Here is a 24,810-nt window from a genome sequence, read left to right on the forward strand (position 1 = left end):
TCATGCCCAGTCATTTCTTCACCTGTGGAGCATTTTAAGTATGGCACGCGTAACTGTTCAGGACGCTGTAGAGAAAATTGGTAACCGTTTTGACCTGGTGCTGGTCGCCGCGCGTCGCGCTCGTCAGATGCAGGTAGGCGGTAAAGATCCGCTGGTACCGGAAGAAAACGATAAAACCACCGTTATTGCACTTCGCGAAATCGAAGAAGGTCTGATCAACAACCAGATCCTCGACGTGCGTGAGCGCCAGGAGCAGCAAGAGCAGGAAGCCGCTGAATTACAAGCTGTTACCGCTATTGCTGAAGGTCGTCGTTAATTAAACCTGCGGGTCGCCCTTGTATCTGTTTGAAAGCCTGAATCAACTGATTCAAACCTACCTGCCTGAAGACCAGATTAAGCGTCTTCAGCAGGCGTATCTCGTTGCACGTGACGCTCACGAGGGCCAGACACGTTCAAGCGGTGAACCCTATATCACGCACCCGGTAGCGGTGGCCTGTATTCTGGCCGAGATGAAACTCGACTACGAAACGCTGATGGCCGCCCTGCTGCACGACGTGATCGAAGATACCCCTGCCACCTACCAGGACATGGAACAGCTGTTTGGCAAAAGCGTTGCCGAGCTGGTGGAAGGGGTCTCTAAGCTTGATAAGCTGAAATTCCGCGACAAGAAAGAGGCGCAGGCCGAAAACTTCCGCAAGATGATCATGGCGATGGTGCAGGATATCCGCGTCATTCTCATCAAACTGGCTGACCGCACCCACAATATGCGCACACTGGGCTCACTTCGCCCGGATAAACGTCGCCGCATCGCCCGTGAAACCCTCGAAATTTACAGTCCGCTGGCGCACCGTTTAGGTATTCATCACATTAAAACCGAGCTGGAAGAGCTGGGTTTTGAGGCGTTGTACCCGAACCGCTATCGCGTGATTAAAGAGGTGGTGAAAGCCGCTCGCGGTAACCGTAAAGAGATGATTCAAAAGATCCTCTCTGAAATCGAAGGGCGTTTGCAGGAAGCGGGCATTCCGTGCCGCGTGAGCGGTCGCGAAAAGCATTTGTACTCTATCTACTGCAAAATGGTGCTCAAAGAGCAGCGTTTTCACTCGATTATGGATATCTACGCGTTCCGCGTCATCGTCCACGATTCAGACACCTGTTATCGCGTGCTGGGGCAGATGCACAGCCTGTACAAGCCGCGTCCGGGGCGCGTCAAAGATTACATCGCCATTCCAAAAGCGAACGGATACCAGTCTTTGCACACCTCCATGATTGGCCCGCACGGTGTCCCTGTTGAGGTGCAGATTCGTACCGAAGATATGGATCAAATGGCTGAGATGGGTGTCGCGGCGCACTGGGCTTACAAAGAGCACGGCGGCGAAAGCAGCACCACCGCGCAAATCCGCGCCCAGCGCTGGATGCAGAGCCTGCTGGAGCTGCAACAGAGCGCAGGTAGCTCGTTTGAATTTATCGAGAGCGTTAAATCCGATCTCTTCCCGGATGAGATTTACGTTTTCACGCCGGAAGGGCGCATTGTCGAACTGCCTGCGGGCGCGACACCGGTCGACTTCGCTTACGCCGTGCATACCGATATCGGCCATGCCTGCGTAGGTGCCCGCGTCGACAGGCAGCCTTATCCGCTGTCGCAGCCGCTCTTCAGCGGACAGACGGTGGAGATCATTACCGCGCCGGGGGCACGTCCTAACGCCGCCTGGCTGAACTTTGTCGTGAGCTCAAAAGCGCGCGCAAAAATCCGCCAGCTGCTGAAAAACCTCAAGCGCGACGACTCCGTTAGCCTGGGGCGTCGTCTGCTCAATCACGCGCTGGGTGGCAGCCGCAAACTGGCAGAGATCCCGCCAGAAAACATTCAGCATGAGCTGGAGCGTATGAAGCTCGCCTCGCTGGATGACCTGCTGGCAGAGATTGGTCTCGGCAACGCCATGAGCGTGGTCGTGGCGAAGAACCTGCAACAAGGCGAAACGACAGCCGTTCCTGCCACCACGCAAAATCATGGTCACCTGCCGATCAAAGGCGCTGACGGGGTGCTCATCACCTTCGCCAAATGCTGCCGTCCTATCCCGGGCGACCCGATTATTGCGCACGTCAGCCCGGGTAAAGGGCTGGTGATCCACCATGAATCCTGCCGTAACATCCGTGGCTATCAGAAAGAGCCTGAGAAGTTCATGGCGGTCGAGTGGGATAAAGAGACGGCGCAGGAATTTATCACTGAAATCAAGGTGGATATGTTCAACCACCAGGGTGCCCTGGCGAACCTGACGGCAGCGATCAACACCGCCTCATCCAACATTCAAAGCCTGAATACGGAAGAAAAAGATGGCCGCGTTTATAGCGCCTTTATTCGCCTGACCGCCCGTGACCGTGTGCATCTGGCCAATATTATGCGCAAGATCCGCGTGATGCCGGACGTCATTAAAGTCACCCGTAACCGAAACTAGCATTATGAATTCAAAACGTTACGAGCGAATCTGCGAAATGCTCGCCAGGCGTCAGCCTGATCTGACGGTCTGCATGGAGCAGGTCCATAAACCTCATAACGTCTCTGCTATCGTCCGCACCGCAGATGCCGTCGGCGTGCATGAAGTCCACGCCGTCTGGCCTGGCGCACGTATGCGTACCATGGCCTCCACCGCCGCAGGCAGCAACAGCTGGGTATCCGTGAAAACTCACCAGACTATTGGTGAAGCGGTCTCGCACCTGAAAGGGCGTGGCATGCAGGTTCTGGCAACCAACCTCTCTGCTAAAGCCGTGGATTTCCGTGAGATCGACTACACCCGTCCGACCTGTATTTTAATGGGCCAGGAGAAAACGGGGATCACGCAGGAAGCACTGGATTTGGCCGATCGGGACATCATCATTCCAATGATCGGCATGGTCCAGTCACTCAACGTGTCGGTCGCCTCAGCGCTGATCCTGTATGAAGCGCAGCGCCAGCGTCAGAATGCCGGAATGTACGAGCGCAGCAACAGCATGCTGCCTGAAGAGGAGCAGCAGCGCCTGCTGTTTGAAGGTGGCTATCCGGTGCTGGCTCGCGTTGCGAAGCAGAAGAAATTGCCTTACCCCCACGTCAACGCGCAGGGCGAAATTGAAGCCGATGCCGAGTGGTGGTCCACCATGCAGTACGCGGGGTAAATCATGAAAGGCCGCCTGCTGGACGCCATACCGCTCAACAGCCTGACGGGCGTGGGCGCGGCTCAAAGCAGTAAACTGGCGAAGATTGGCCTGCACACCGTGCAGGATCTCCTGCTCCACCTCCCCCTGCGTTACGAAGACCGTACCCAGCTTTATAAAATTGGCGATCTGCTGCCCGCTATTTACGCCACCGTTGAAGGGGAAGTGCTGAACTGCAACATCACCTTTGGCGGACGCAGAATGATGACCTGCCAGATCAGCGACGGCACCGGCATTCTCACCATGCGCTTTTTCAACTTCAATGCGGCAATGAAAAACAGCCTTGCCACTGGACGACGCGTACTTGCGTACGGTGAAGCCAAACGGGGCAAATACGGCGCGGAGATGATCCACCCGGAATACCGCGTGCAGGGCGATCTCAGCTCACCTGAGCTACAGGAGACGCTCACGCCGGTCTATCCAACCACTGAAGGCATTAAGCAGGCTACGCTGCGCAAGCTCACCGACCAGGCGCTGGAGCTGCTCGATACCTGCGCCATTAACGAGCTGCTGCCGCCGGAGCTGGCACAGGGCATGATGAGCCTGCCGGAGGCGTTGCGCACCCTGCACCGTCCACCGCCAACGCTTCAGCTTGTTGATTTAGAAAGCGGTAAACACCCCGCCCAACGGCGTCTTATCCTTGAGGAATTACTGGCTCACAACCTGAGCATGCTGGCCCTGCGCGCAGGTGCGCAGCGTTTCCACGCGCAGCCATTAAGCCAGCGTGATGAGCTCAAAGATAAGCTGCTGGCCTCACTGCCGTTTAAACCCACCGGCGCCCAGGCGCGGGTGACTGCCGAGATCGAACGCGATATGGCGCTGGATGTGCCAATGATGCGCCTGGTGCAGGGCGACGTGGGTTCCGGGAAAACGCTGGTCGCCGCGCTGGCCGCTTTGCGCGCCATCGCCCACGGTAAGCAGGTGGCGCTGATGGCGCCGACGGAACTGCTGGCCGAGCAGCACGCCAACAATTTCCGGAACTGGTTTGCCCCGCTGGGAATTGAAGTGGGCTGGCTGGCCGGGAAGCAGAAGGGCAAAGCGCGCCTTGCGCAGCAGGAAGCCATTGCCAGCGGGCAGGTGCAGATGATTGTCGGCACGCACGCCATTTTCCAGGAACAGGTGCAGTTTAACGGCCTGGCGCTGGTCATTATCGACGAACAGCACCGCTTTGGTGTTCATCAGCGTCTGGCGCTGTGGGAGAAAGGTCTGCAACAGGGCTTCCACCCGCATCAGCTGATCATGACCGCCACGCCGATTCCGCGCACCCTGGCGATGACGGCCTATGCCGATCTGGATACCTCCACCATCGACGAGCTGCCGCCGGGCCGTACGCCGGTGACGACGGTCGCCATTCCGGACACGCGCCGCAGCGACATCATTGACCGCGTGCGCAACGCCTGCACCCACGAAGGACGTCAGGCTTACTGGGTCTGTACCCTGATTGAAGAGTCTGAGCTGCTGGAAGCGCAGGCTGCCGAAGCCACGTGGGAAGAGTTAAAGCTCGCCTTGCCGGAGCTGAACGTCGGTCTGGTTCACGGGCGCATGAAGCCTGCCGAGAAGCAGGCGGTGATGCAGTCGTTTAAACAGGGCGAACTGCATTTACTCGTTGCGACCACGGTCATCGAAGTGGGCGTGGACGTGCCGAACTCCAGCCTGATGATTATTGAGAATCCGGAGCGTCTCGGCCTGGCGCAGCTCCACCAGCTTCGCGGGCGCGTGGGCCGTGGCGCGATCGCCTCTCACTGCGTGCTGCTCTACAAAGCCCCGCTGTCGAAAACCGCGCAGATGCGTTTGCAGGTATTACGCGACAGCAATGACGGCTTCGTGATTGCGCAAAAAGATCTGGAGATCCGCGGCCCGGGTGAACTGCTGGGCACACGTCAGACGGGTAACGCCGAATTTAAAGTGGCGGATTTGTTGCGCGATCAGGCCATGATCCCCGAAGTACAACGCCTTGCGCGTCATATTCATGAACGCTACCCCGAACAGGCGGCAGCGTTAATTGAACGCTGGATGCCGGAAACCGAGCGGTATTCCAACGCCTGACGATCAGCCAAACATCGGCAGCATCAGGTAGAGCTTAATGACCAGCGCGTTGACGATATCAATGAAGAATGCGCCCACCATCGGCACCACCAGAAACGCCATGTGCGACGGGCCGAACCGTTCGGTGATCGCCTGCATATTCGCGATGGCCGTTGGCGTCGCTCCCAGACCAAATCCACAGTGACCCGCAGCCAGTACCGCCGCATCATAGTTTTTGCCCATCATGCGCCAGGTAACAAAGATGGCATACAGCGCCATGAACACGGCCTGCACCGCCAGGATCGCCACCATCGGCAGCGCCAGCGAGGCCAGTTCCCACAGCTTGAGGCTCATCAGCGCCATCGCCAGGAACAGCGACAGGCTGACGTTCCCCAGCACGGACACTGCGCGCTCAAAGACGCGGTAGAAGCCCATCTGCGCCAGACCGTTGCTCAGGATCACCCCGATAAACAGCACGCAGACAAAGGTTGGCAGTTCGAAAGCCGTTCCCGCCAGCCATTGCGCAACGATTTTGCCCACGGTTAGGCAGATGGCAATCATGGCGATGGTTTCAATCATCACCAGCGAGGTGATGCTGCGGCCAACGTCCGGTTTTTCAAATGCTGTCGGCACCATTTCATCGTCTGGCCTGCCTTCCGGCGTGGTGGAGTGTTTCACCAGATAGCGCGCTACCGGGCCGCCAATCAGCCCGCCAAGCACCAGGCCAAAGGTCGCGCAGGCCATTGCCACTTCCGTTGCGTTTTCAAAGCCATAGCGTTCGATGAACAGCTTGCTCCACGCCGCGCCCGTTCCGTGGCCACCTGACAGGGTAATCGACCCCGCCAGCAGACCCATCAGCGGATCCAGCCCCAGCAATGACGCCATACCGATGCCGATGGCGTTTTGCATCAGCAGCAGGCCCACCACAACAATCAGAAACACGCCCAGTACCTTGCCGCCCGAACGCAGGCTTGCGAGGTTAGCGTTCAGGCCGATAGTGGCAAAGAAGGCCAGCATCAACGGATCTTTCAGGGACATATCAAAATCGATTTCCCAGCCCATGCTTTTTTTCAGCACCAGCAGGGCCAGCGCCACCAGCAATCCACCGGCGACAGGTTCAGGAATGGTGTACTTTTTCAGAAAGGAAACACTGTGTACCAGCTTGCGACCAAGCAGAAGAACCAGCGTTGCGGCAACAAGGGTCGACAACGTATCGAGATGAATCATAAAAGGCTCCTGTTATGCGCGTGTTCCATACACACGCGGCGTTATCCTGGGCCGGGTGATGCTCGTCATGAGCCGCCGGCGCGAAAAGTGTAATTTTTTTTTCCTGTTCGTTGTAGAAAACCTGCTCACACCGGCAGATTTTCTCTCTTTTTTTTGCTGGCAATCGTTTGCTTTTACCAGGTGGTCAGCTAAAATGCCCGCTTTTCCACCGTGGGATTGCCGCCGATGTCTGTTAACACTCTGGAGTCTGCTGATGCGCAACCGATTGCGCAGAAGCAAAACAGCGAACTGATTTACCGCCTTGAAGATCGTCCCCCGCTGCCTCAAACCCTGTTTGCCGCCTGCCAGCACCTGCTGGCGATGTTCGTTGCGGTCATCACGCCGGCTCTGCTGATTTGCCAGGCGCTGGGGTTACCGGCACAGGATACGCAACACATCATCAGTATGTCTCTGTTCGCTTCCGGCGTGGCCTCCATCATTCAAATTAAAGCCTGGGGTCCGGTGGGCTCGGGTTTGCTGTCGATTCAGGGCACCAGCTTTAACTTTGTGGCGCCGCTGATCATGGGCGGTACGGCACTGAAAACCGGCGGCGCAGATGTCCCGACGATGATGGCGGCGCTTTTCGGCACCCTGATGCTGGCAAGCTGCACAGAGATGATCATTTCCCGCGTTCTGCACCTGGCGCGCCGGGTGATCACCCCGCTGGTCTCCGGCGTGGTGGTGATGATTATCGGCCTGTCACTGATCCAGGTGGGTCTGACCTCCATCGGGGGCGGCTACGCGGCAATGAGCGACCATACCTTCGGCGCGCCGAAAAACCTGCTGCTGGCAGGCGTCGTGCTGGCGATCATTATTCTGCTTAACCGCCAGCGTAACCCGTACCTGCGCGTGGCATCGCTGGTGATCGCCATGGCGGCCGGTTACCTGCTGGCGTGGGCGCTGGGCATGCTGCCGGAAAACACCACCCCAACCAACAGCGCGTTGATTACCGTGCCAACGCCGCTCTACTACGGCCTGGGCATTGACTGGAGTCTGCTCCTGCCGCTGATGCTGGTCTTTATGATCACTTCGCTGGAAACCATTGGCGATATCACCGCCACCTCCGACGTGTCCGAGCAGCCGGTCTCCGGCCCACTGTACATGAAACGTCTGAAAGGCGGCGTGCTGGCGAACGGACTGAACTCGTTTGTCTCGGCGGTGTTCAACACCTTCCCGAACTCCTGCTTTGGCCAGAACAACGGCGTGATCCAGCTGACCGGTGTGGCCAGCCGCTACGTGGGCTTCGTGGTAGCGCTGATGCTGGTGGTCCTCGGCCTGTTCCCGGCGGTGAGCGGGTTTGTGCAGCACATCCCTGAGCCGGTGCTGGGCGGCGCGACGCTGGTCATGTTCGGTACCATCGCGGCCTCTGGCGTGCGTATCGTCTCCCGCGAGCCGCTGAACCGCCGCGCAATCATGATTATTGCGCTGTCTCTCGCCGTAGGGCTTGGCGTCTCCCAGCAGCCGATGATTTTGCAGTTTGCCCCGGACTGGGTGAAAAACCTGCTCTCTTCCGGCATCGCCGCGGGCGGTATTACCGCTATTGTGCTGAATCTCATTTTCCCGCCTGAAAAGAACTGATCCCCACACGGCAGGCTGTCAATGCCTGCCGTGACATCTCTTTACACCATTCCCGCCTTGAGCATTGCGCATAAATCGTGCATAACACCCTTATGTGCGTTTCGCGGGAAGGAAGACCATGAAATTTATTGGAAAGCTGCTTATCTATCTTCTGGTAGCCCTGCTCATTGTAGTGCTCGCCTTTTATTTTCTGCTCCAGACCCGCTGGGGCGCATCGCAGGTCAGCAGCTGGATCACGGTGAATACCGATTACGAGCTCAACTTTGACCTGATGGATCACCGCTTTTCATCCCCTTCTCACATCCTTCTGGAAAACGTTACCTTCGGACGAGATGGCAAACCGGCCACGCTGGTCGCTAAAAAAGTGGATATTGGCTTAAGCAGCCGCCAGATCACCGACCCGCTGCATATGGATGCCATCACCCTGTTCGATGGCACGCTGAATTTATCGCCGCAGACGGCGCCGCTGCCGTTCCAGGCCGACCGTCTGCAACTGAATAACATGGCCTTTAACAGCCCGAATACGGAGTGGGATCTCAGTGCGCAAAAGGTGACCGGCGGCGTCAGCCCGTGGCAGCCCGAGGCGGGGAACGTACTCGGGAAAAATGCGCAAATCCAGATGAGCGCCGGGTCGCTCACGCTCAACGGCATACCGGCCAACAACGTGCTGATTCAGGGACAACTCAACGGCAAAGAGGTGGTGCTGAATACCATCGGTGCCGATATGGCGCGCGGCTCGCTGACGGGCTCGGCTCTGCGTAATGCCGACGGTGGCTGGGTTATCAACACCCTGCGTCTGAATGAGATCCGCCTGCAAAGCGACAAATCGCTGCTGGATTTCTTCGCCCCTCTCTCCACCCTGCCTTCGTTACAGATTGGGCGGCTGGAAGTGACCGATGCCCGTCTACAGGGGCCAGACTGGGCGGTAACCGACCTCGATCTCAGCCTGCGTAACCTCACCCTGAGTAAAGGTGACTGGCAAAGCCAGAAGGGACGGTTATCCATGAACGCCAGCGAATTTATCTACGGCTCGCTGCATCTGTTTGACCCTATCCTGAATGCGGAATTCTCCCCGCAGGGCATTGCGCTGCGTCAGTTCACCTCCCGCTGGGAAGGGGGCATGGTGCGCACCTCCGGCAACTGGCTGCGCGAGGGTCAGGCGCTGGTGCTGGACGACGTTGCCATTGCCGGGCTGGAATATACGCTTCCGGAAAACTGGAAAACGCTGTGGATGGACCCGCTTCCGGCATGGCTGAACAGCGTGACGCTGAAAAAATTTGGCCTGAGCCGCAACCTGGTGATCGACATCGATCCGGCGTTCCCGTGGCAGATCACCTCCCTCGACGGTTATGGCGCTAATCTGCGGCTGGCGCAGGATCACAAGTGGGGCGTGTGGGGCGGTAACGCAATCCTCAACGGGGCGGCAGCAACCTTTAACCGCGTCGACGTGCGTCGCCCGTCGCTGGCGCTGAATGCCAACGCCGCAACGGTAAATATTACCGATCTGAGCGCCTTTACCGAGAAAGGGATCCTGGAAGCAACCGCCACCGTGTCACAGCTGCCACAGCGACAAACCACCGTGAGCCTGAACGGGCGCGGTGTACCACTCAACGTTATGCAGCAGTGGGGCTGGCCAGCGCTGCCGATTGCGGGCGACGGCAATATTCAGCTCACCGCCAGCGGAAGCGTGCAGGCCAATGCGCCGCTGAAGCCGACGGTGAACGGGAAGCTGAGCGCGGTGAATATGGATAAACAGCAGGTGCAACAGACCATGACGGGTGGTGTGGTGTCGACGGTGGCTCCGGCACAGTAAAAAGCCGGGTGGCGGCTTCGCCTTACCCGGCCTACGAGGTTTTGGTTCCTTCTACCGTGGGTGAGGGCATCAGACCGCATAATTACCGTAGGCCCGGTAAGCGAAGCGCCACCGGGCATTTTTCCAGCTCAGAGGTGAACCACCACCTCATCCCCCTCGGCTTTCACCACCACACCCCATTCGCTGCCCGCATGTGAACCGCCTTTTACGCCGCCGACCTTCTGCACGTTGCGCAAGCACACCGACCAGTTTTGCGCATCTCCCGCGCCGGTAAAGGTCACGACGTCGCCCTGACGTGACGCCTTCAGCGTAAACACCACAGAGCCGTCCGCCGCAGGCACTTCACTTACCGCCGTTGCGCCATCGCTCAGGTTGAAGAGCTGGAAGGCCGTCCCCTCGTGCCACGCATAGTCCGGCTTCTGGTTATTGTTACCCAGCGCCAGCAGCGTGTTGTCGCGCACATAGACCGGCAGGCTCTGGAAATCGTGCTGCTGCTTATGCCAGCGGCTACCCTCGATTTCATCGTTGTGCCACAGGTGCGTCCAGCGCCCTTCCGGCAGGTAGAACTGCACGTCGCCCGCCTCGGAGAACACCGGCGCCACCATCATTGAATCCCCCAACATGTACTGGCGGTCGAGGTAATCGCACGCCGGATCGTCCGGGAACTCCAGCATCATCGCCCGCAGCATCGGCGTGCCGAACTCGCGGGCCAGCGCCGCCTGACGATACAGGTACGGCATCAGCTGGCATTTCAGCTGCGTGAAGTGGCGCACCACATCGCAGGACTCGTCATCGTACGCCCACGGCACGCGATAGGATTTGCTGCCGTGCAGGCGGCTGTGGCTGGAGAACAGCCCGAACGCGCACCAGCGTTTGTAGACGTGCGCCGGAGCGGTGTTTTCGAACCCGCCGATATCGTGGCTCCAGAACCCGAAGCCGGACAGCCCAATCGACAGCCCGCCGCGCAGGCTTTCGGCCATCGACTCATAGTTGGCGTAGCAGTCGCCGCCCCAGTGTACCGGGAACTGTTGCGCACCCACGGAGGCAGAACGGGCAAACAGCACCGCCTCTTCTTCTCCCACCGTCTCTTTCAGCACGTTCCACACCAGCTCGTTATAAATGTAGGCGTAGTGGTTGTGCATCTTCTGCGGATCGGAACCGTCAAACCACTGGACGTCCGTCGGGATACGCTCGCCGAAGTCGGTCTTGAAGCAGTCGACGCCGATCGCCACCAGGCCTTTCAGCTTGTCGGCATACCACCGGCACGCGTCCGGGTTGGTGAAGTCGTAGATTGCCAGCCCCGGCTGCCATTTGTCCCACTGCCACAGGGAGCCGTCCGGGCGCTTGAGCAGGTAGCCCTTCTCTTTCAACTCCCGGAAGATCGGCGATTTCTGGCCGATGTACGGGTTGATCCACACGCAGACCTTCAGCCCTTTCTCTTTCAGGCGGCGGATCATGCCTTCCGGATCGGGGAAGGTCACCGGGTCCCACTCGAAGTCGCACCACTGGAAGGCCTTCATCCAGAAGCAGTCGAAGTGGAACACGTGCAGCGGCAGGTCGCGCTCGGCCATGCCGTCGATAAAGCTGTTCACCGTCGCTTCGTCATAGTTAGTGGTGAAGGAGGTGGTCAGCCACAGGCCGAACGACCAGGCAGGCGGCAGCGCCGGACGCCCGGTGAACTGCGTATAGCGGTTCAGCACCTCTTTCGGCGTCGGGCCGTCGATCACAAAGTACTCGAGATACTCCCCTTCCACGCTGAACTGCACTTTGGAGACCTTCTCGGAGCCGACTTCAAACGAGACATTTTCCGGATGATTCACCAGCACGCCGTAGCCGCGGTTGGTCAGGTAGAACGGAATGTTTTTGTAGGACTGTTCGGTGCTGGTGCCGCCGTCGCGGTTCCAGGTTTCGACCGTCTGGCCGTTGCGCACCAGCGCGGTAAAGCGCTCGCCCAGGCCGTAGACCGTTTCGCCCACGCCCAGATCCAGACGTTCGAACACGTAATTGCGGTCGGTATTGCTGTCCTGCACGTAGCCGTTGTTTTTCAGCTGGCTGCCGGTAATGCGCTGGCCGTTACGCAGGAAATCCAGCGCCCAGAACTCGCCTTTGGCGACGCGCACGCTGACGCTGCCGCTTTTCAGCTCGGCAAATTCGGCGTTGTTTTCAATCTCAACTTTTACATCCTTCAGAACGTTCAGCGGATAGTGCGGGCCGTTGTTCAGCGCACCCTGGAAGTGCTCAATGCGCACCCCGACAATCCCTTCCTGCGGGGCAAACAGGCGCACCGTGAACATCAACGTGTCGAGCTGCCAGGTGCGTTCGCGCACGTCACGCGGCGCCACATACACCACCAGGTCATTGTCCTGCTGCTCCACGTCGAACACCTGCACCGGATAGGTCACATTCAGGCCCGGTTGAATAAGCCAGTTTCCATCACTGATTTTCATGCTTACGTCCTCTTAGTTCTGCAATTCTTTGCTGACCGGCAGGTTTTCAAACTCCTGCTGATTGCGGCGCGCGCCCTGCGCCAGCTCGCGCAGAATTTTGGTCAGGAAAGGGGTTTTCAGCGTGTAGTAGCGCCTGGCGATAATGGCGCTCAGCACGTAGCAGACCGCCGGGGCCAGGGTAAACAGGCCGATAATGATGCTGATGGTCACGCTGTTCTGGGTTTTGGCTGCCGCGTCGTAGCCGCCGCCTGCCAGCATCCAGCCGATCATCGCCCCGCCCAGCGCCAGGCCGAGCTTCAGCACGAACAGCGTGCCCGCAAAGCTGATGCCGGTCAGTCGTTTGCCGTTGGTCCATTCGCCGTAGTCGACGGTATCGGACATCATAACCCACTGAATCGGCGTCACCAGCTGGTGCAGCACGCCGATAACGAAGATGAAGCCGAACATCAGGACGGTGGCATGCATCGGCACGAAGAACATCGCCACGCTGACCACCGCCAGCGCGGCGTTGGTCCACCAGAAGATGCTGACCTTGCACTTCCAGTCGGTGAGCGGTTTCGCCAGCGCGGAGCCAATCAGGTTGCCGACGCAGTAGGTGGTGAGGAACGCGACGAACATCTCCTGCGAGCCCATGATCCAGGTGCAGTAGTACATCATCGCGCCGCCGCGCACGCATACGGCGAGAATGTTGAGGATGGTGAGCACGCCGACGATGCGCCACTGGTCGTTGTGCCAGATGTCGCGCAGGTCTTCCCGCATGGAGGTGGTGCTCGGCGGCACCTGGATGCGCTCTTTGGTGGTGAAGAAGCAGAACGCCAGCATCAGGAACGCGACCACCGACAGCACGGCGATCCCGCCCTGGAAGCCGAACGCTTTGTCATCACCGCCAATCAGGTTCACCAGCGGCATCATCAGCACCGTGGAGAGCATGCCGCCCGCCGTCGCCAGCACGAAGCGCCAGGACTGGAGGGAGATACGCTGCGTCGGGTCGTTGGTGATCACGCCGCCCAGCGCGCAGTACGGGATGTTGACCACGGTATAGAGCAGGGTCAGCAGGGTGTAGGTGATGGCGGCGTAAACCATTTTACCGTTGAGGCTGAGGTCCGGCGTGGTATACGCCAGCACGCAGACGATGCCGAACGGGATCGCGCCGAACAAAATCCACGGGCGGAACTTGCCCCAGCGGCTGCGGGTGCGGTCGGCAATCAGCCCCATGCACGGGTCGGAGATCGCATCCAGCGCGCGGGCCAGCAGGAACATGGTGCCGACAAACCCGGCGGGAATACCAAAAATATCGGTGTAGAAAAACATCATATAAAGCATGACGTTATCAAAAATGATATGGCTGGCGGCGTCTCCCATGCCGTAGCCAATCTTCTCTTTTACTGACAGTACTTCGCTCATATTTTTATCCTTCACGCTGTAGGGGGCGCTGAGACCGGTTACCGTTTTTTAAACCATTGTTTCAGGGGCGGGTATTGCGTTTTCTGGTTAAGAGATTACGTTTCTTGTTTTTTGTGATCGGGATAAAAGTTGATGAGCACGAAATGCTAACCTGAGGATTTTCTTAAGAATTAGCTGAAACAGGGGGGTTAAGGTCAAAAGAGAGGTGAAAAAAGTGGTGTGGGGTATGTGGTAAATGCCTGAAAGTAGCTATAATGCGCCCCGCCTCCATGTAGCAATGCAGGCGCGGAAGATCGTCATCTCCGGTGAGGTGGCTGGACTTCAAATCCAGTTGGGGACGCCAGCGTTCCCGGGCAGGTTCGACTCCTGTGATCTTCCGCCAAAATTTTAAATTCCCCCCATAAAATTCATTAGAAATTTAACTATCCTTCCTAAATATATTATTATAACACCCACTATCATTGAAATTAAGAATTAATAAAATGAGAATTACTAAAGCCAGAATTAACACAATTCGTTTTATTATCTCTGAATCCATGAGAATTGACGATGAGATTTTAAAAGCATTGAAAAATAAAAATTACAATGAATTTCATCAAAAAGAGTATGGGGAAGGGTTGGCTGGATTAGGCATGTCTATAAGCTCACCGAATGATTTCACAGAAGAATATAAACATGACCCAAGAAGAGAAATAAAACTTTCTAACAAATCTAAATCTGCCATACTTCATATGCTAAATGAACTCATTAAAGAAGTAAACTTAGAGATGAACTCAACAACCAATGAGTTTTATATTGAATTTAAAAAGATATTTTATAATCATTTCTTTCTTGGTGATGGAAATATAGATCATGATGGTTGTCTTAAAATACTTAATGAAGTGGTCAATAGAATAAAAGACAGTCTACTCGACGAAGATTTTTATTTCCCGATACTAGCCAACGGTCTAGAAAAAGATGAGATAAATTTAGGTATCGCTTCGATCATTCCCAAAGAAAACATCTTCTCGGATATCCAACCCAATTTTACAACCGACGTAATTGAACTAGCCGAAGAGTTTTGTAATTCACAATTACATCCTTATAAACACTTCCTTAAAATAACCATAAAAAACTGCTCTAAAGAGAGAAGGAAGTATTTATCTAAGCAAATCGCCAACTTTATCGTTGGAATAATACAATTATTTAGTGAACATTTTCACATAGATTCAGACGTGGTTGCTTTATCATTAAACCCGTATCCTAACTACGAGTCCTTTTACATTACAAATAATGATGATGGATACAATTATTGTTTTTCGAGCAAAGGAACAATTGTTCATAGCGCAGTGTTTTGGCAAAAATTCAAACAAGAGAATGCATCAGAACTTGGTAGCATAATAAAACAGATTATAATTCATGCAACAACCCCAAAATCGAATCCCATTTTAGTGGATAGGCTTATAGATGCAATATTTATTTTTAGAAGTGCAATGCAAGATAATGATGACTCATCAAAAATCGTAAAACTAACTACAGCACTTGAACGCCTTGTAAACACACAAAAAGATAACATCACTTCCACATTTATAAATAGAGTTACACTTCTGCTGAATATGTACCATAAAGACAACAGCGACTGGAGTAGCATAGCAAAAGAAATGTATAACTATCGCTCAGAAATCGTACATGGTTCGTGGTCACTTTATCGTCAAACAAAACCGTTATATGCCGGCCGATATAGTGAACTTACCAGCAAAGCTCTTATATCAGCATGTATAGGTTTCTTTCACGTTGGCTTAAAAAGAGAGGATGACATAAAGTTAATTAATTCTTTTTATGATTATCTTTCCAAAAATAACCAATCCTAACTTACATACCTAACCTTCAATCAGTAATTAAATCACATTGGGAAATTAATCACCCTCTTGGTTCTTTTCCTTTCTTCCTTAGCGCTTCCCTCGCTAGTTCTTTCAACCAACTAGCAAGACTCACCCCTTCCTCAGCCGCTACCGCATCCAACTGTTCCTTCAATGCCGGATCAATACGCATCTTAAACTGCGGAGATTGTCCGCCGCCTTTTGGTTTTTTTTCGCGCGATATGATTGACATGAGGCCACCTATCCACCTACTCTGACACACATAGGAGGCCACCTAATCCTCCTGTATTAGCAACGCTCCGAAGTGCGGGAACACAACCGGAGCGTCTAACCTCACCAACTATCAAGGAGTTGATTATGGCTGATTCGCATTCTACCCCAGACACCGACCAATCCGGAACCGAGCGTTCGTTAATTGTGGGTTACCGCCCGAATGTTTACGACAAATCTACCCCAAAAATCATCCTTTCCGGCAAGTGGCTGCGCGTGGCGGGGTTTGATACCGGACAGCAGGTCACGGTAAAGGTCATGAAAGGATGCATCGTTCTGGTGGCGTATAATGAGCAGGAGCAGCGTTTGCAGGATGATTATAAACGGACGAAAGCAAAGCTTATTGAGATAGAGGACGCGCTTGCAGCGATCCAAATTCCACATGCTGGAAAGCGCCTCGCAAAATCAAATACAAACCACCTGGCTTAGCGGCTGTTTCTGGCATACTACCTGCCTGGTGCATTAGATGTGGAGGCGACATGGCAGATAAAGACGTAATCCAATCCCCGGCAGGCGAATTTGTTATGTTTGCCAGTGATGATGGAACGGTTCGCATCACATGTCGCTTTGAACATGAAACACTCTGGCTGTCGCAAGCAGCCATTGCGTCTCTTTACCAGGTCACCCCTCAAGCTATTACTCAGCATATTAAAGCTATTTACGAAGAAGGTGAGCTTGAACAAAAAGCAACTTGTAAGGCTTACTTACAAGTTCAGCAAGAAGGTCAGCGCAAGGTCAATCGCAACACACTTCACTTTAGCCTGCCCGTCATTCTCGCCATCGGCTATCGCGTCCGATCCACGCGAGGTACGCAGTTCCGCCAGTGGGCCACCCAAACGCTCCAGGAATACCTGGTTAAAGGCTTCGTTATGGACGACGAGCGCCTGAAAAATCCGCCTGTGGGATCTTCCGCCGTCCCTGACTATTTCGATGAAATGCTGGAACGCATTCGCGATATACGTGCCAGCGAACGCCGGGTCTATCTTCGCGTGAGGGAGATTTTCGCATTAGCTGCTGACTATCAGCCGTCGCTCAAAGAAACCACGCAATTCTTTCAGACCATCCAGAATAAACTGCATTTTGCCTGCACTGGGCACACCGCTGCTGAGTTGATTCACCCACGTGCGGACGCCACTCAACCGCATATGGGGCTGACCAGCTATAAATGCGAAGAAGTCCGTAAAAGCGATGTCACCACCGCAAAAAATTATCTGTCTCAGGATGAGGTGAGCGAGCTTAATCGCGTCGTTAATATGTGGCTCGATTTTGCCGAAGATCAGGCCAAACGCCGCAAGCAGGTATTTTTACGAGACTGGCAAACCAAGCTCGATCAGTTTCTGCAATTTAATGACCGGGACGTTTTAGAAGGAGCAGGCAAAATCAGCAAGAAAACGGCTGATGAAAAGGCGTGCTCAGAATACCTCGAGTTTGAAAAAAAGCAGCGCCTGCTGAAAGAAGCCGAAGGTAAGAAAGATATCGCCGGCTTATTAAAATGGGATAAGCAGGCTAAGCGCTAATCCCGGCATAGGTTCATTATTTAATGATATTCATCATTTCAATATTTGATGCTTTTTTAGTGACTATTATTCTTGCGATGGAAGAATAGTCATAAATCAACCTTATAAATTTTTAAACGTCAATTGATACCATCCATATCTCGCAACTACAACATTCTATTAAACCAACCAAAATTCTTTAACATTCCTGTTTTGAAATGAAAGTCACAATTTAAATCCATAATGAAGAGTAGTTTCCCTCAGTCTATAAAAGGAGATTGAGATGGCTATACCTGTTTACTTATGGCTCGAGGATGATTCAGGCCGGAGGATTAATGGATCTGTCGATATAAAAGATCGCGAAGGTTCAATAGAAGTGATTGAATTTATGCATTCTATAGAACAACCTATAGATAAATTCTCCGGTAAAATCACTGCAAAACGCATTTGTAGTACCTATGCATTCATGAAAGAGATTGATTCATCATCCTCTTATCTATACAAAGCCTTATGCACTGGGCAAACACTTAAAAAAGCAGAGTTCATATTTTACAGAATCAACTATAACGGACTTGAAGAGGCTTACTTTAAGACAACTTTAGAAAATGCAAGAGTAGTTCAAATTGAACCACTCATGTTTGACATTAAACTACCGCGAAACGAACGCTATACACATTGTGAATATGTAGATCTAACATATGAAAAAATAACATGGCATTACATAGATGGAAACATCATTCATTCTGATACCTGGAAGGAACGCGCTTAAGGAGAAAGTATGTCCTGGGAATATGATGTAAAAGAGCACAAATTTTATCTTGATGGTGTTTATCAGTTCGATGCAGATTATGCAGGAGCAAGTGGTTACAAAAACGATCCATCTCAAGAATGTGTAAAAAACAGTGGGCCTCTACCTCGAGGGAAATACACAATTGGTTCCCCTCATAATTCAGCCCACACCGGGAAATATACTCTCAGCCTCACGCCCTACTCGACAAATGATATGTGTGGTAGAGACTCATTTAAAATACATGGTAAAAGCAGTTTGCACCCTGACGACTCTTCAGAGGGCTGCATCATTGCTCCTCTGAGTGCCAGAAGGAGTATCTGGAAAAGCAACGATACGGTATTGATAGTCAAATGAAGCGTTTATTTTGTTTATTGCCATTACTCGTTGCAGTCAGTTCGCACGTCTCAGCAACGGAAATGACCGGCTTCGCGACCGAGTATTACGATGAAGACGGATCACTGACGGAAATTTCTACAACAGTGCCCCTTTCACCGACCATCGCTATAAGCAAGCAAGCCGTACGAATGGAGGTTACTCACCTGTCAGATATCACCAGCACACCAGTTAACAAAGACAGCTCAGCACGCTGGGTCTGCCTTCATGACGACGATGGCACGAATTACTGGTTCATTTCTGATAACGAAATGGGTGCAGGATTGTTAACTGCGCTAGTTATTGCCAAAGATGGCATACATAAAGAGTGTGCTAAAACAACGGAACCTGTCAGCGTCTCAGTCGCGAATGTTCCATTGTTGAATGCTACTCACAGGAATCTAATTGAAATGTTCGGCAAGAAAGGGATCGCCAAAAAGAAAGCGATACTTTTTTATCAGGAGACGCCAGTACAGAATGGATTCATCCAGAGTAATACGGTCTCGTATTACTTCGATGGCGAAAAAGTGCGTGGTGTAATCATCGGGCAAATTACCAGTAACTAGCTTGCAGACGCCCTCTCCAGAGGGAGAGGGCGTTAAGCCTGTCCACTCAACCGCATATGCAACAATGGAAACGGATTCCCCTGCCCGTCCAGCTCCGAGCGCCCGACCTGCTCAAACCCCATATGACGATAAAACGCCACCCCCTGCGGATTCTGCTCGTTCACATCCACTTCATTTACGCCGAATTCTGCAATGGCATATTGCAGCAGCATTTTCCCGATACCCTTCCCCCGGCTCGCATCATCCACAAACAGCATTTCAATGCGATTTTTATCCACGCCCAAAAAGCCGTGAATAATACCCACGTCATCCCGGGCAATCACAACCCTGAGATTAGGCAAATATGCGTTGAGCAATAACGGACGCAGCGCCGCGATATCGCTTTCCTGCAAAAAGCGGTGCGTGGCGCGAACGGACGACTCCCAGACTGCGACGAGGCGTTCAAATTGTGAGGGGTGTGCGGCTTCTATTTTCATGATGATATTCCGGTTGAGTAAAGTTTCAGGGCAGCAATGTAATGATATTCAGCTCTGCGAAGTGCGCCACACGCCAGGCGTACAACCATACTCCGTCTGAAAATGACGAATAAAGTGCGCGCAGTCGCTGAACCCCATCCGCTGCGCAATATCCGTCACGCTTTGCTGTGAGTTCTTCAGCAGCCAGCAAGCATAGCGCAGTCTGGCGCTGCGGATAAATTCGCGGGCCGTTTTGCCGAATTCTGCGTGGAACAGTCGGTTGAGCTGGCGTTCACTCAATGCCACTTCTCGCGCAAGCCCGGCGGTGGTGAGCGGCCGGGTCAGGAACTGTTCTATCAGCATGACGGCGCGGCGCAACCGCGAGTCAGGGATAAGCGCAAAATTCGCCGGACGCGGGGTGGCAATTTCATGCGGAACGAGCGACAAACGCTGACAGGTGGTGCTGGCGATATCATCCCCGGCATGGGCGCGGATAAGCTCAGTTGCCAGCGTCAGGGTGGAAATACCGCCCGGGCAGGTCAGCACATCGCCATCGTCGATGAAATCATACCCTTGCTCAGCATAAACCAGCGGGAAAGCCTGCCGAAATGCATCAAGGTGGAAAGGATGGATGGACGCTCGTCGTTCATTCAGCAATCCTTCCTGTGCGAGGACAAAACTGCCGGTGCCAATGCCAATGAGCGGAACCCCGGCATGGTGGGCATGTGCCAGATACGCTTTATCCCCCTGATACCCTAAGTCCAGATACTGCAATTCACCGCCGATAACAGCAAGATAGTTAAAACTGTCCGGCGGCGCATGGGGAGAATCTGGTCTCATGATAATCCCCGCATTGCTGATAATCGGGATATCAGGAAATTCACTTATCAGGCTGATTTTAAATGCTAATTTATCCTGAGCTTTCGCTGCATAACGCAGCGCCTCCAGCAACCCGGAGACGGCCAGGAGTGAATAACGGGGCCATAATATCAACCCAATATGCAGACACTTTTCCGGTACTGATTTCCCCCCATCGGAGGAGTCAAATACACTTTTCATTTACTTGCCAAATTTAAAATTAATTACATTATCGCAACATGATCTGTCGCACTTTTTATTTCTAAGGTAATCCTGATATTTTAAATCAAGCATAAATGAGACGGGAGGAAAATATAATGTTTTTCTCGTTTATATCATTCTTTTTTTGAGCCACGACACACATATGTCGGTAATGTTCCTAAGGTAAAGATATAGTTACCATTATGTTGTTCATTGATCCGCATATAAATACTCTTGCCCGGATAGACAAAGAATTGCGGTTCATATTTTTCCAGCCAGCTGTCGTCGACATTATCGTCCGGGAACGTCATATTTTTTTCTGACGTCAGCAAATAGAGATGATCCTGTCTATCCACCCGAAAGGAAATTTTCCTGTCGATGGTTTTACCCGGATCGCTCTTTGCCCGGCCATTCATGCTCAGGGTGCCGAATTTCCCGTCGAAGGTGTAATTCAGCCAGACCGTCAGCGTCTCATCCGGATGGTGCTGGACCAGATTAGCCTGGCATGAAAAAGGCTGAACGTAAGTTCGGTGCCACAGGTAATAGCCCGTCAGCACGCCTGCGGTGACGAGGCCCGCCACGATGATATACAGCATCTGCCGAAAACGAGTCATGCTAGCTATCCTTCAGGAAATAATCAGATATACAGCGGTTCGGCTCTTTCATTGGCCGGTCGCAGCGAATAACCGACGCACGAGGAAGCAGAGCGTACCAGCTGATGTAAACCCAGGGATATTGCGCGCATTCAGCCTTGAATTGTTCCACATAGGTCAGCGCGGAAGCGCGTTCAGCGTGAGTCTGAATGTCGTTCGCAAGATAAACGCGACAGGCTCCGACGGATGCCGCAAAACGGTAATCCTCAACAAAACGGTTTTCTGTGGCGTTCATATATCCCGTCACGCCTGCCCCGGCCAGGACGATCAATAGCCCCATGACGAAAGCCAGCCAGCGCGTGGGCTTCCTGGCAACGGGCGTTGCTGGCTCGGAGGATGCAGAGACCTCCTCGATCGCTGGCGCCTCCACACATTGTCCCTCTGCGGGTTGAGGCGCGACGGGTGAAGACTCTCTGACGGTTATTTGCGTGTCGCTTGCCAGCGTCAACCCAATCCGGGGAATGGTAACGATAGGGTCAGTTTCAAAACCAATCTTTTTGAGCCCTTTGCGCAGGATGGAGATGTTCTGGTAATAGGTATTGGAGGAGACAAGCATGCCGCGGCTTTGCCAGACAATATCAAGGAACTCTTGCTGAGTGACAATCGACCCCGCTCTGTCGATTAATAACAACAGGCATCGGCCTGCTGGCGAATTTAACACAACCACACGGTCAGGATTGTTGATATCACGTAACGTGCTGGCCGCAGGATGAAATTCGACGATATTATTTATAATGTAATGCTTATGCATAGGGGCAGTATGAATTCTCCGGTTAACAGATGTTGAACCTGGGTCACCGCATGTATGGGATGACATTCACGTCGGGATTAATGTGACTGATTAACGTCATGCTGTATATCTTCGCCATTGGCGAAAAATCTTAATTTATATTTCATCCCTTAAGCTTCACTGAACCTGCATAAGAACTCACCCCTTGTAGAATGCGGCGTGCAGAGCCGCTTCATCCGCGATCATCCTCATTATGATGTTTTGTGAAGTGAATTTCCGCTCCACAGAAGTATCTGACTACCGGCAGCATCTCATTTATCAGAGCCTCACCTTTTGGCGCACTCCTCGCCTCTTGACATTGACAAATATCTACGTAAAAAAACATTGTACGCCACGGACATGCGTGTCTGAAATATTCAGCACCCTTAAGCCTTAAGTTTTCTCAACCTGACCAATATCAATAACTTACATGGTTTTTGTATGCTTTTAAGCCACCTTTCTATCAGTTTTTATCGATGATAACATTCGTAAATTGTTATTCCCCGTCAGCAACTTCACACCCGCACTGACACCAGACGACAAACTCCTTACAAAACATTTATCAAAGCTAAATTTTCATTAAAAATAGCGGCTATCATAATTTACAGAAAGCGAAGCGGAATAAGACCAATCAGAGGGAAGCGTCGAAACCGGTCTCGATCTTAGTAATTAATACAATTTTAGATTAATTCAGATTACCTCTTTATTGGCCGACGTATAGTAGGCCTACAGTATGCAATACGTCATTGCTTCGAGAATACTGGCGATAACCTTATAAATAATTCGCCTGATTACTATTATAAATCGAGGAATAACATGACGAACAATAGCCAAATAACACAGCATATAACTGTTGCACTGATGGGCGGCGATCATTATGCAAGAAACGGCATTAAAACGTTATTAAGCAGCATCCGCGACGACCTTCACATCATTATCATCGAAGGAGGTTATCAGGAACTGGATAAGGCGCTGTCGTCGATTCGTATCGATATCTTATTTATATCCGGCGCAGAGAAATACCATACAGGGTATGACTCACTGAAATATTTAAAAAAAATCAAAGTCACGCAGCCTGAAGTGATTATCTGCCTGTACTCAACCTCTGCCCATTCCCTGTTATGGGTCCGGGAAGATATTGATGCCTATATCTCGCTACAGAACACGGTTTATCAGTGGCGGATAAAGCTAGCAAAAATGGTCGATAGCCATTATCGGCCCCAAAAGCAGCCAGCGGCGTTATCGCTGACGCCTGGAGAAAGGAGGGTATTAAAGGAACTCAGGAACGGACTGGATATACGTTACATCGCAGAACTGGAGAAACTTTCTTATCGCCGCGTGAGCGCCTTAAAAAGCTCAGCGATAAGGAAACTCGGGCTCAGGAATAAGACAGATTTGCTGGTCTTTTTAACCAGTTAGACCTGCCGCTTTCAGAGCAAATCTCGTAATAAAAAAATCAAGGAACTATTAAATGAAAGCACGCCTTACTTGCCATTCTCTGCTGGCATTAAGCATTGCCGCCCTGCTGCCAGCGGGCTCAGCACTGGCCGCCACCACCAGCGGCGGCACGGTTAACTTCAGCGGTAAAGTGGTGACCTCCGCCTGTGCCATCAGCGCCGGTAGCGCCAATATCGACGTCGACATGGGTGAAGTGCGTACCGCCACGCTGGCTGCCGCAGGCAGTGAAGCCAGTACCGCAAAAGCCTTCTCCATCACCCTGGAAGATTGCGAAATCGCCGATACCTCCGCGTCCACGGAAGATAACCCTATTGCCGCAACGACCGTGGCTATCACCTTCACCGGTACACCGGACAGTACCGATGTGAATAGCCTGGCCGCTGGAGTAAACGGCGGCGCGGGCTCGGCGCAGCATGTCGCTATCCGTCTTTATGACGAACAGGGCAACGTCGTCAGGCTGGGTGAGCCGGCAGCAGCGATCCCCCTGCGTGCGGGGGCGAACATCCTGAACTTCAGCGCGAAATATTACTCCCCACTGGGCAACGCCACGGCGGGTGATGCCAGCGCGGTCGCCACCTACACCGTGACCTATTCGTAATCTTCAGACCCGGTCTGCTGGCCGGGTCTGACTCAGCTTTCAGGAGACGCACTATGCGCGTAAACACATGGATTTGTCTGGCTGGCACGTTATGTTCATCCGCCGTGTACGCAGGCGGCGTGGGGTTAGGCGCAACGCGGCTGATCTACACCGGCGCGGCTACGCAGACGATGATGCAGGTAAGAAATACCCACCCTGATGCCACGTTTCTGATCCAGTCCTGGATGGAAGACGAGAAAGGGAGTCGTACCAACGACTTCGTCATCACGCCGCCGCTGTACGTCATGAAGCCCGCCAGCGAAAGCGCGGTGAAAATCATGTTCAGCGGCGACGCCCTGCCAGCCGATCGCGAGACGCTGTACTGGATGACGGTCAAAGCTATCCCACAGCAGGTTAAAAACGGTTCCGGCAATTCGCTGCAATTCGCCTCTGCCAACCGCATCAAGGTCTTTTATCGCCCGGAGCGGCTCAGGGAAGGTGCAGGGGAGGCATGGAAAAACCTTGCCGGCGCCTACCGCGCGGGCAAGGTCACGCTGACCAACCCAACGCCGTATTACCTCACCACCATTAACGTGAAAATTGATGGCAGGCCGGTGTCGCCCGTCATGGTGCCGCCGAAATCCAGCGTGACGCTGGCAGACACCTTCAGCCATGCGAGCAGCTTAAGCTACCAGACGATTAACGATTATGGCGCCTGGACGCCCGTTACCCGCACGTCATTGTCCCAATAATAAAAACAGTAAGGCGTG

Annotated in this window: 23 protein-coding genes and 1 tRNA gene; 16 read left to right on the forward strand and 8 right to left on the reverse strand. The window is 53.2% G+C overall.

Translation table 11 applies throughout. The annotated features are described in order from the left end of the window. Positions 1–40: 40 nt before the first annotated feature. From rpoZ to recG, 4 genes are read left to right on the forward strand one after another with little or no spacing between them, the layout of a single operon-like run. A complete protein-coding gene (gene rpoZ / locus SK58_RS01395) occupies positions 41–316 on the forward strand; it encodes a DNA-directed RNA polymerase subunit omega (protein WP_000135058.1) in 276 nt (91 codons plus the stop codon). A 19-nt stretch (positions 317–335) separates the two neighbouring features. Then, on the forward strand, positions 336–2,450 hold the full coding sequence (gene spoT, locus SK58_RS01400) for a bifunctional GTP diphosphokinase/guanosine-3',5'-bis pyrophosphate 3'-pyrophosphohydrolase (protein ID WP_003860921.1): 2,115 nt from the start codon (positions 336–338) through the stop codon (positions 2,448–2,450). A 4-nt stretch (positions 2,451–2,454) separates the two neighbouring features. Next, on the forward strand, positions 2,455–3,144 hold the full coding sequence (gene trmH, locus SK58_RS01405) for a tRNA (guanosine(18)-2'-O)-methyltransferase TrmH (protein ID WP_003860922.1): 690 nt from the start codon (positions 2,455–2,457) through the stop codon (positions 3,142–3,144). Positions 3,145–3,147: 3 nt separating this feature from the next. Continuing rightward, on the forward strand, positions 3,148–5,229 hold the full coding sequence (gene recG / locus SK58_RS01410) for an ATP-dependent DNA helicase RecG (protein WP_015570052.1): 2,082 nt from the start codon (positions 3,148–3,150) through the stop codon (positions 5,227–5,229). 3 nt (positions 5,230–5,232) lie between these two features. Here recG and gltS read toward each other — a convergent pair whose 3' ends face one another. Next, positions 5,233–6,435, reverse strand: a complete 1,203-nt coding sequence (gene gltS / locus SK58_RS01415) for a sodium/glutamate symporter (RefSeq protein WP_006812438.1) — start codon at positions 6,433–6,435, stop codon at positions 5,233–5,235. Between the two features lie 225 nt (positions 6,436–6,660). Between gltS and xanP the strand changes: the two genes are divergently transcribed. Together xanP and SK58_RS01425 are read left to right on the forward strand one after the other, a co-directional pair. Continuing rightward, on the forward strand, positions 6,661–8,052 hold the full coding sequence (gene xanP / locus SK58_RS01420) for a xanthine/proton symporter XanP (protein WP_015570053.1): 1,392 nt from the start codon (positions 6,661–6,663) through the stop codon (positions 8,050–8,052). Between the two features lie 118 nt (positions 8,053–8,170). Next, positions 8,171–9,865 carry an AsmA family protein gene (locus SK58_RS01425; protein ID WP_048219257.1) on the forward strand — a complete coding sequence of 565 codons (1,695 nt, stop codon included), beginning with the start codon at positions 8,171–8,173 and terminating at the stop codon, positions 9,863–9,865. Between the two features lie 128 nt (positions 9,866–9,993). On the opposite strand, the gene yicI is transcribed toward SK58_RS01425, so the two are convergent. Together yicI and SK58_RS01435 are read right to left on the reverse strand one after the other, a co-directional pair. Beyond that, complete coding sequence (yicI, locus tag SK58_RS01430; RefSeq protein WP_048219259.1) at positions 9,994–12,312, reverse strand: alpha-xylosidase; 2,319 nt, start codon at positions 12,310–12,312, stop codon at positions 9,994–9,996. 12 nt (positions 12,313–12,324) lie between these two features. Further along, complete coding sequence (locus tag SK58_RS01435) at positions 12,325–13,716, reverse strand: glycoside-pentoside-hexuronide family transporter (RefSeq protein ID WP_048219261.1); 1,392 nt, start codon at positions 13,714–13,716, stop codon at positions 12,325–12,327. Between the two features lie 287 nt (positions 13,717–14,003). Here SK58_RS01435 and SK58_RS01440 point away from each other — a divergent pair. Together SK58_RS01440 and SK58_RS01445 are read left to right on the forward strand one after the other, a co-directional pair. Continuing rightward, a tRNA-Sec gene (locus tag SK58_RS01440) sits at positions 14,004–14,098 on the forward strand. A 100-nt stretch (positions 14,099–14,198) separates the two neighbouring features. After that, positions 14,199–15,566 (forward strand): HEPN domain-containing protein, encoded by a 1,368-nt coding sequence (locus SK58_RS01445; RefSeq protein WP_045343880.1) that lies wholly within the window; start codon positions 14,199–14,201, stop codon positions 15,564–15,566. 49 nt (positions 15,567–15,615) lie between these two features. Here SK58_RS01445 and SK58_RS01450 read toward each other — a convergent pair whose 3' ends face one another. Continuing rightward, positions 15,616–15,807: a toxin-antitoxin system HicB family antitoxin gene (locus SK58_RS01450; protein WP_032610148.1), complete on the reverse strand. Its 192-nt coding sequence runs from the start codon at positions 15,805–15,807 to the stop codon at positions 15,616–15,618. A gap of 125 nt (positions 15,808–15,932) precedes the next feature. Here SK58_RS01450 and SK58_RS01455 point away from each other — a divergent pair, with 125 nt between their 5' ends. From SK58_RS01455 to SK58_RS01470, 5 genes are all read left to right on the forward strand, one after another. Beyond that, positions 15,933–16,274: a SymE family type I addiction module toxin gene (locus SK58_RS01455; protein WP_048219263.1), complete on the forward strand. Its 342-nt coding sequence runs from the start codon at positions 15,933–15,935 to the stop codon at positions 16,272–16,274. Positions 16,275–16,324: 50 nt separating this feature from the next. Beyond that, on the forward strand, positions 16,325–17,362 hold the full coding sequence (locus tag SK58_RS01460) for a virulence RhuM family protein (RefSeq protein WP_048219265.1): 1,038 nt from the start codon (positions 16,325–16,327) through the stop codon (positions 17,360–17,362). A 262-nt stretch (positions 17,363–17,624) separates the two neighbouring features. Continuing rightward, positions 17,625–18,110, forward strand: a complete 486-nt coding sequence (gene tssD, locus SK58_RS01465; RefSeq protein WP_017383637.1) for a type VI secretion system tube protein TssD — start codon at positions 17,625–17,627, stop codon at positions 18,108–18,110. A 9-nt stretch (positions 18,111–18,119) separates the two neighbouring features. Then, positions 18,120–18,485, forward strand: coding sequence for a tlde1 domain-containing protein (locus tag SK58_RS22015; RefSeq protein ID WP_075262135.1), 366 nt, complete (start codon positions 18,120–18,122; stop codon positions 18,483–18,485). Further along, a complete protein-coding gene (locus tag SK58_RS01470; protein ID WP_223826496.1) occupies positions 18,482–19,069 on the forward strand; it encodes a hypothetical protein in 588 nt (195 codons plus the stop codon). Before SK58_RS22015 ends, SK58_RS01470 begins: the two co-directional genes overlap by 4 nt. Positions 19,070–19,101: 32 nt before the next feature. On the opposite strand, the gene SK58_RS01475 is transcribed toward SK58_RS01470, so the two are convergent. The 4 genes from SK58_RS01475 to SK58_RS01490 all read right to left on the reverse strand — a co-directional run bounded on the left by SK58_RS01475 (position 19,102) and on the right by SK58_RS01490 (position 21,987). Continuing rightward, complete coding sequence (locus SK58_RS01475; protein ID WP_017383639.1) at positions 19,102–19,545, reverse strand: GNAT family N-acetyltransferase; 444 nt, start codon at positions 19,543–19,545, stop codon at positions 19,102–19,104. Positions 19,546–19,593: 48 nt separating this feature from the next. After that, a complete protein-coding gene (locus SK58_RS01480) occupies positions 19,594–20,364 on the reverse strand; it encodes a GlxA family transcriptional regulator (protein WP_223230145.1) in 771 nt (256 codons plus the stop codon). Between the two features lie 353 nt (positions 20,365–20,717). Then, a complete protein-coding gene (locus SK58_RS01485) occupies positions 20,718–21,197 on the reverse strand; it encodes a hypothetical protein (protein ID WP_045356861.1) in 480 nt (159 codons plus the stop codon). A gap of 1 nt (position 21,198) precedes the next feature. Further along, positions 21,199–21,987 (reverse strand): winged helix-turn-helix domain-containing protein, encoded by a 789-nt coding sequence (locus SK58_RS01490; RefSeq protein ID WP_047638011.1) that lies wholly within the window; start codon positions 21,985–21,987, stop codon positions 21,199–21,201. 834 nt (positions 21,988–22,821) lie between these two features. Between SK58_RS01490 and SK58_RS01495 the strand changes: the two genes are divergently transcribed. From SK58_RS01495 to SK58_RS01505, 3 genes are read left to right on the forward strand one after another with little or no spacing between them, the layout of a single operon-like run. Further along, on the forward strand, positions 22,822–23,424 hold the full coding sequence (locus SK58_RS01495; RefSeq protein WP_015570068.1) for a helix-turn-helix domain-containing protein: 603 nt from the start codon (positions 22,822–22,824) through the stop codon (positions 23,422–23,424). A 52-nt stretch (positions 23,425–23,476) separates the two neighbouring features. Continuing rightward, the gene (locus tag SK58_RS01500; RefSeq protein WP_015570069.1) at positions 23,477–24,061 is read left to right on the forward strand and encodes a fimbrial protein; all 585 of its coding nucleotides are present in this window, start codon (positions 23,477–23,479) and stop codon (positions 24,059–24,061) included. Between the two features lie 53 nt (positions 24,062–24,114). Then, positions 24,115–24,792, forward strand: coding sequence for a fimbrial biogenesis chaperone (locus tag SK58_RS01505; RefSeq protein WP_032104018.1), 678 nt, complete (start codon positions 24,115–24,117; stop codon positions 24,790–24,792). The last annotated feature ends 18 nt before the right edge of the window (positions 24,793–24,810 follow it).

This window comes from Enterobacter sp. BIDMC93 (assembly GCF_001037805.1).
In the GTDB taxonomy this organism is placed as follows: Bacteria; Pseudomonadota; Gammaproteobacteria; order Enterobacterales; family Enterobacteriaceae; genus Enterobacter; species Enterobacter hormaechei_C.

Coding starts and splice junctions, on each gene's coding strand:
- recG (WP_015570052.1), top strand. CDS start 3,148: ATGAAAGGCCGCCTGCTGGACGCCATACCGCTCAACAGCCTGACGGGC.
- SK58_RS01470 (WP_223826496.1), top strand. CDS start 18,482: ATGAAGCGTTTATTTTGTTTATTGCCATTACTCGTTGCAGTCAGTTCG.
- SK58_RS01435 (WP_048219261.1), bottom strand. CDS start 13,716: ATGAGCGAAGTACTGTCAGTAAAAGAGAAGATTGGCTACGGCATGGGA.
- rpoZ (WP_000135058.1), top strand. CDS start 41: ATGGCACGCGTAACTGTTCAGGACGCTGTAGAGAAAATTGGTAACCGT.
- SK58_RS01485 (WP_045356861.1), bottom strand. CDS start 21,197: ATGACTCGTTTTCGGCAGATGCTGTATATCATCGTGGCGGGCCTCGTC.
- SK58_RS01460 (WP_048219265.1), top strand. CDS start 16,325: ATGGCAGATAAAGACGTAATCCAATCCCCGGCAGGCGAATTTGTTATG.
- trmH (WP_003860922.1), top strand. CDS start 2,455: ATGAATTCAAAACGTTACGAGCGAATCTGCGAAATGCTCGCCAGGCGT.
- tssD (WP_017383637.1), top strand. CDS start 17,625: ATGGCTATACCTGTTTACTTATGGCTCGAGGATGATTCAGGCCGGAGG.
- xanP (WP_015570053.1), top strand. CDS start 6,661: ATGTCTGTTAACACTCTGGAGTCTGCTGATGCGCAACCGATTGCGCAG.
- gltS (WP_006812438.1), bottom strand. CDS start 6,435: ATGATTCATCTCGATACGTTGTCGACCCTTGTTGCCGCAACGCTGGTT.
- SK58_RS01480 (WP_223230145.1), bottom strand. CDS start 20,364: ATGAGACCAGATTCTCCCCATGCGCCGCCGGACAGTTTTAACTATCTT.
- SK58_RS01425 (WP_048219257.1), top strand. CDS start 8,171: ATGAAATTTATTGGAAAGCTGCTTATCTATCTTCTGGTAGCCCTGCTC.
- SK58_RS01455 (WP_048219263.1), top strand. CDS start 15,933: ATGGCTGATTCGCATTCTACCCCAGACACCGACCAATCCGGAACCGAG.
- SK58_RS01445 (WP_045343880.1), top strand. CDS start 14,199: ATGAGAATTACTAAAGCCAGAATTAACACAATTCGTTTTATTATCTCT.
- SK58_RS22015 (WP_075262135.1), top strand. CDS start 18,120: ATGTCCTGGGAATATGATGTAAAAGAGCACAAATTTTATCTTGATGGT.
- SK58_RS01450 (WP_032610148.1), bottom strand. CDS start 15,807: ATGTCAATCATATCGCGCGAAAAAAAACCAAAAGGCGGCGGACAATCT.
- SK58_RS01500 (WP_015570069.1), top strand. CDS start 23,477: ATGAAAGCACGCCTTACTTGCCATTCTCTGCTGGCATTAAGCATTGCC.
- SK58_RS01495 (WP_015570068.1), top strand. CDS start 22,822: ATGACGAACAATAGCCAAATAACACAGCATATAACTGTTGCACTGATG.
- SK58_RS01475 (WP_017383639.1), bottom strand. CDS start 19,545: ATGAAAATAGAAGCCGCACACCCCTCACAATTTGAACGCCTCGTCGCA.
- SK58_RS01490 (WP_047638011.1), bottom strand. CDS start 21,987: ATGCATAAGCATTACATTATAAATAATATCGTCGAATTTCATCCTGCG.
- SK58_RS01505 (WP_032104018.1), top strand. CDS start 24,115: ATGCGCGTAAACACATGGATTTGTCTGGCTGGCACGTTATGTTCATCC.
- yicI (WP_048219259.1), bottom strand. CDS start 12,312: ATGAAAATCAGTGATGGAAACTGGCTTATTCAACCGGGCCTGAATGTG.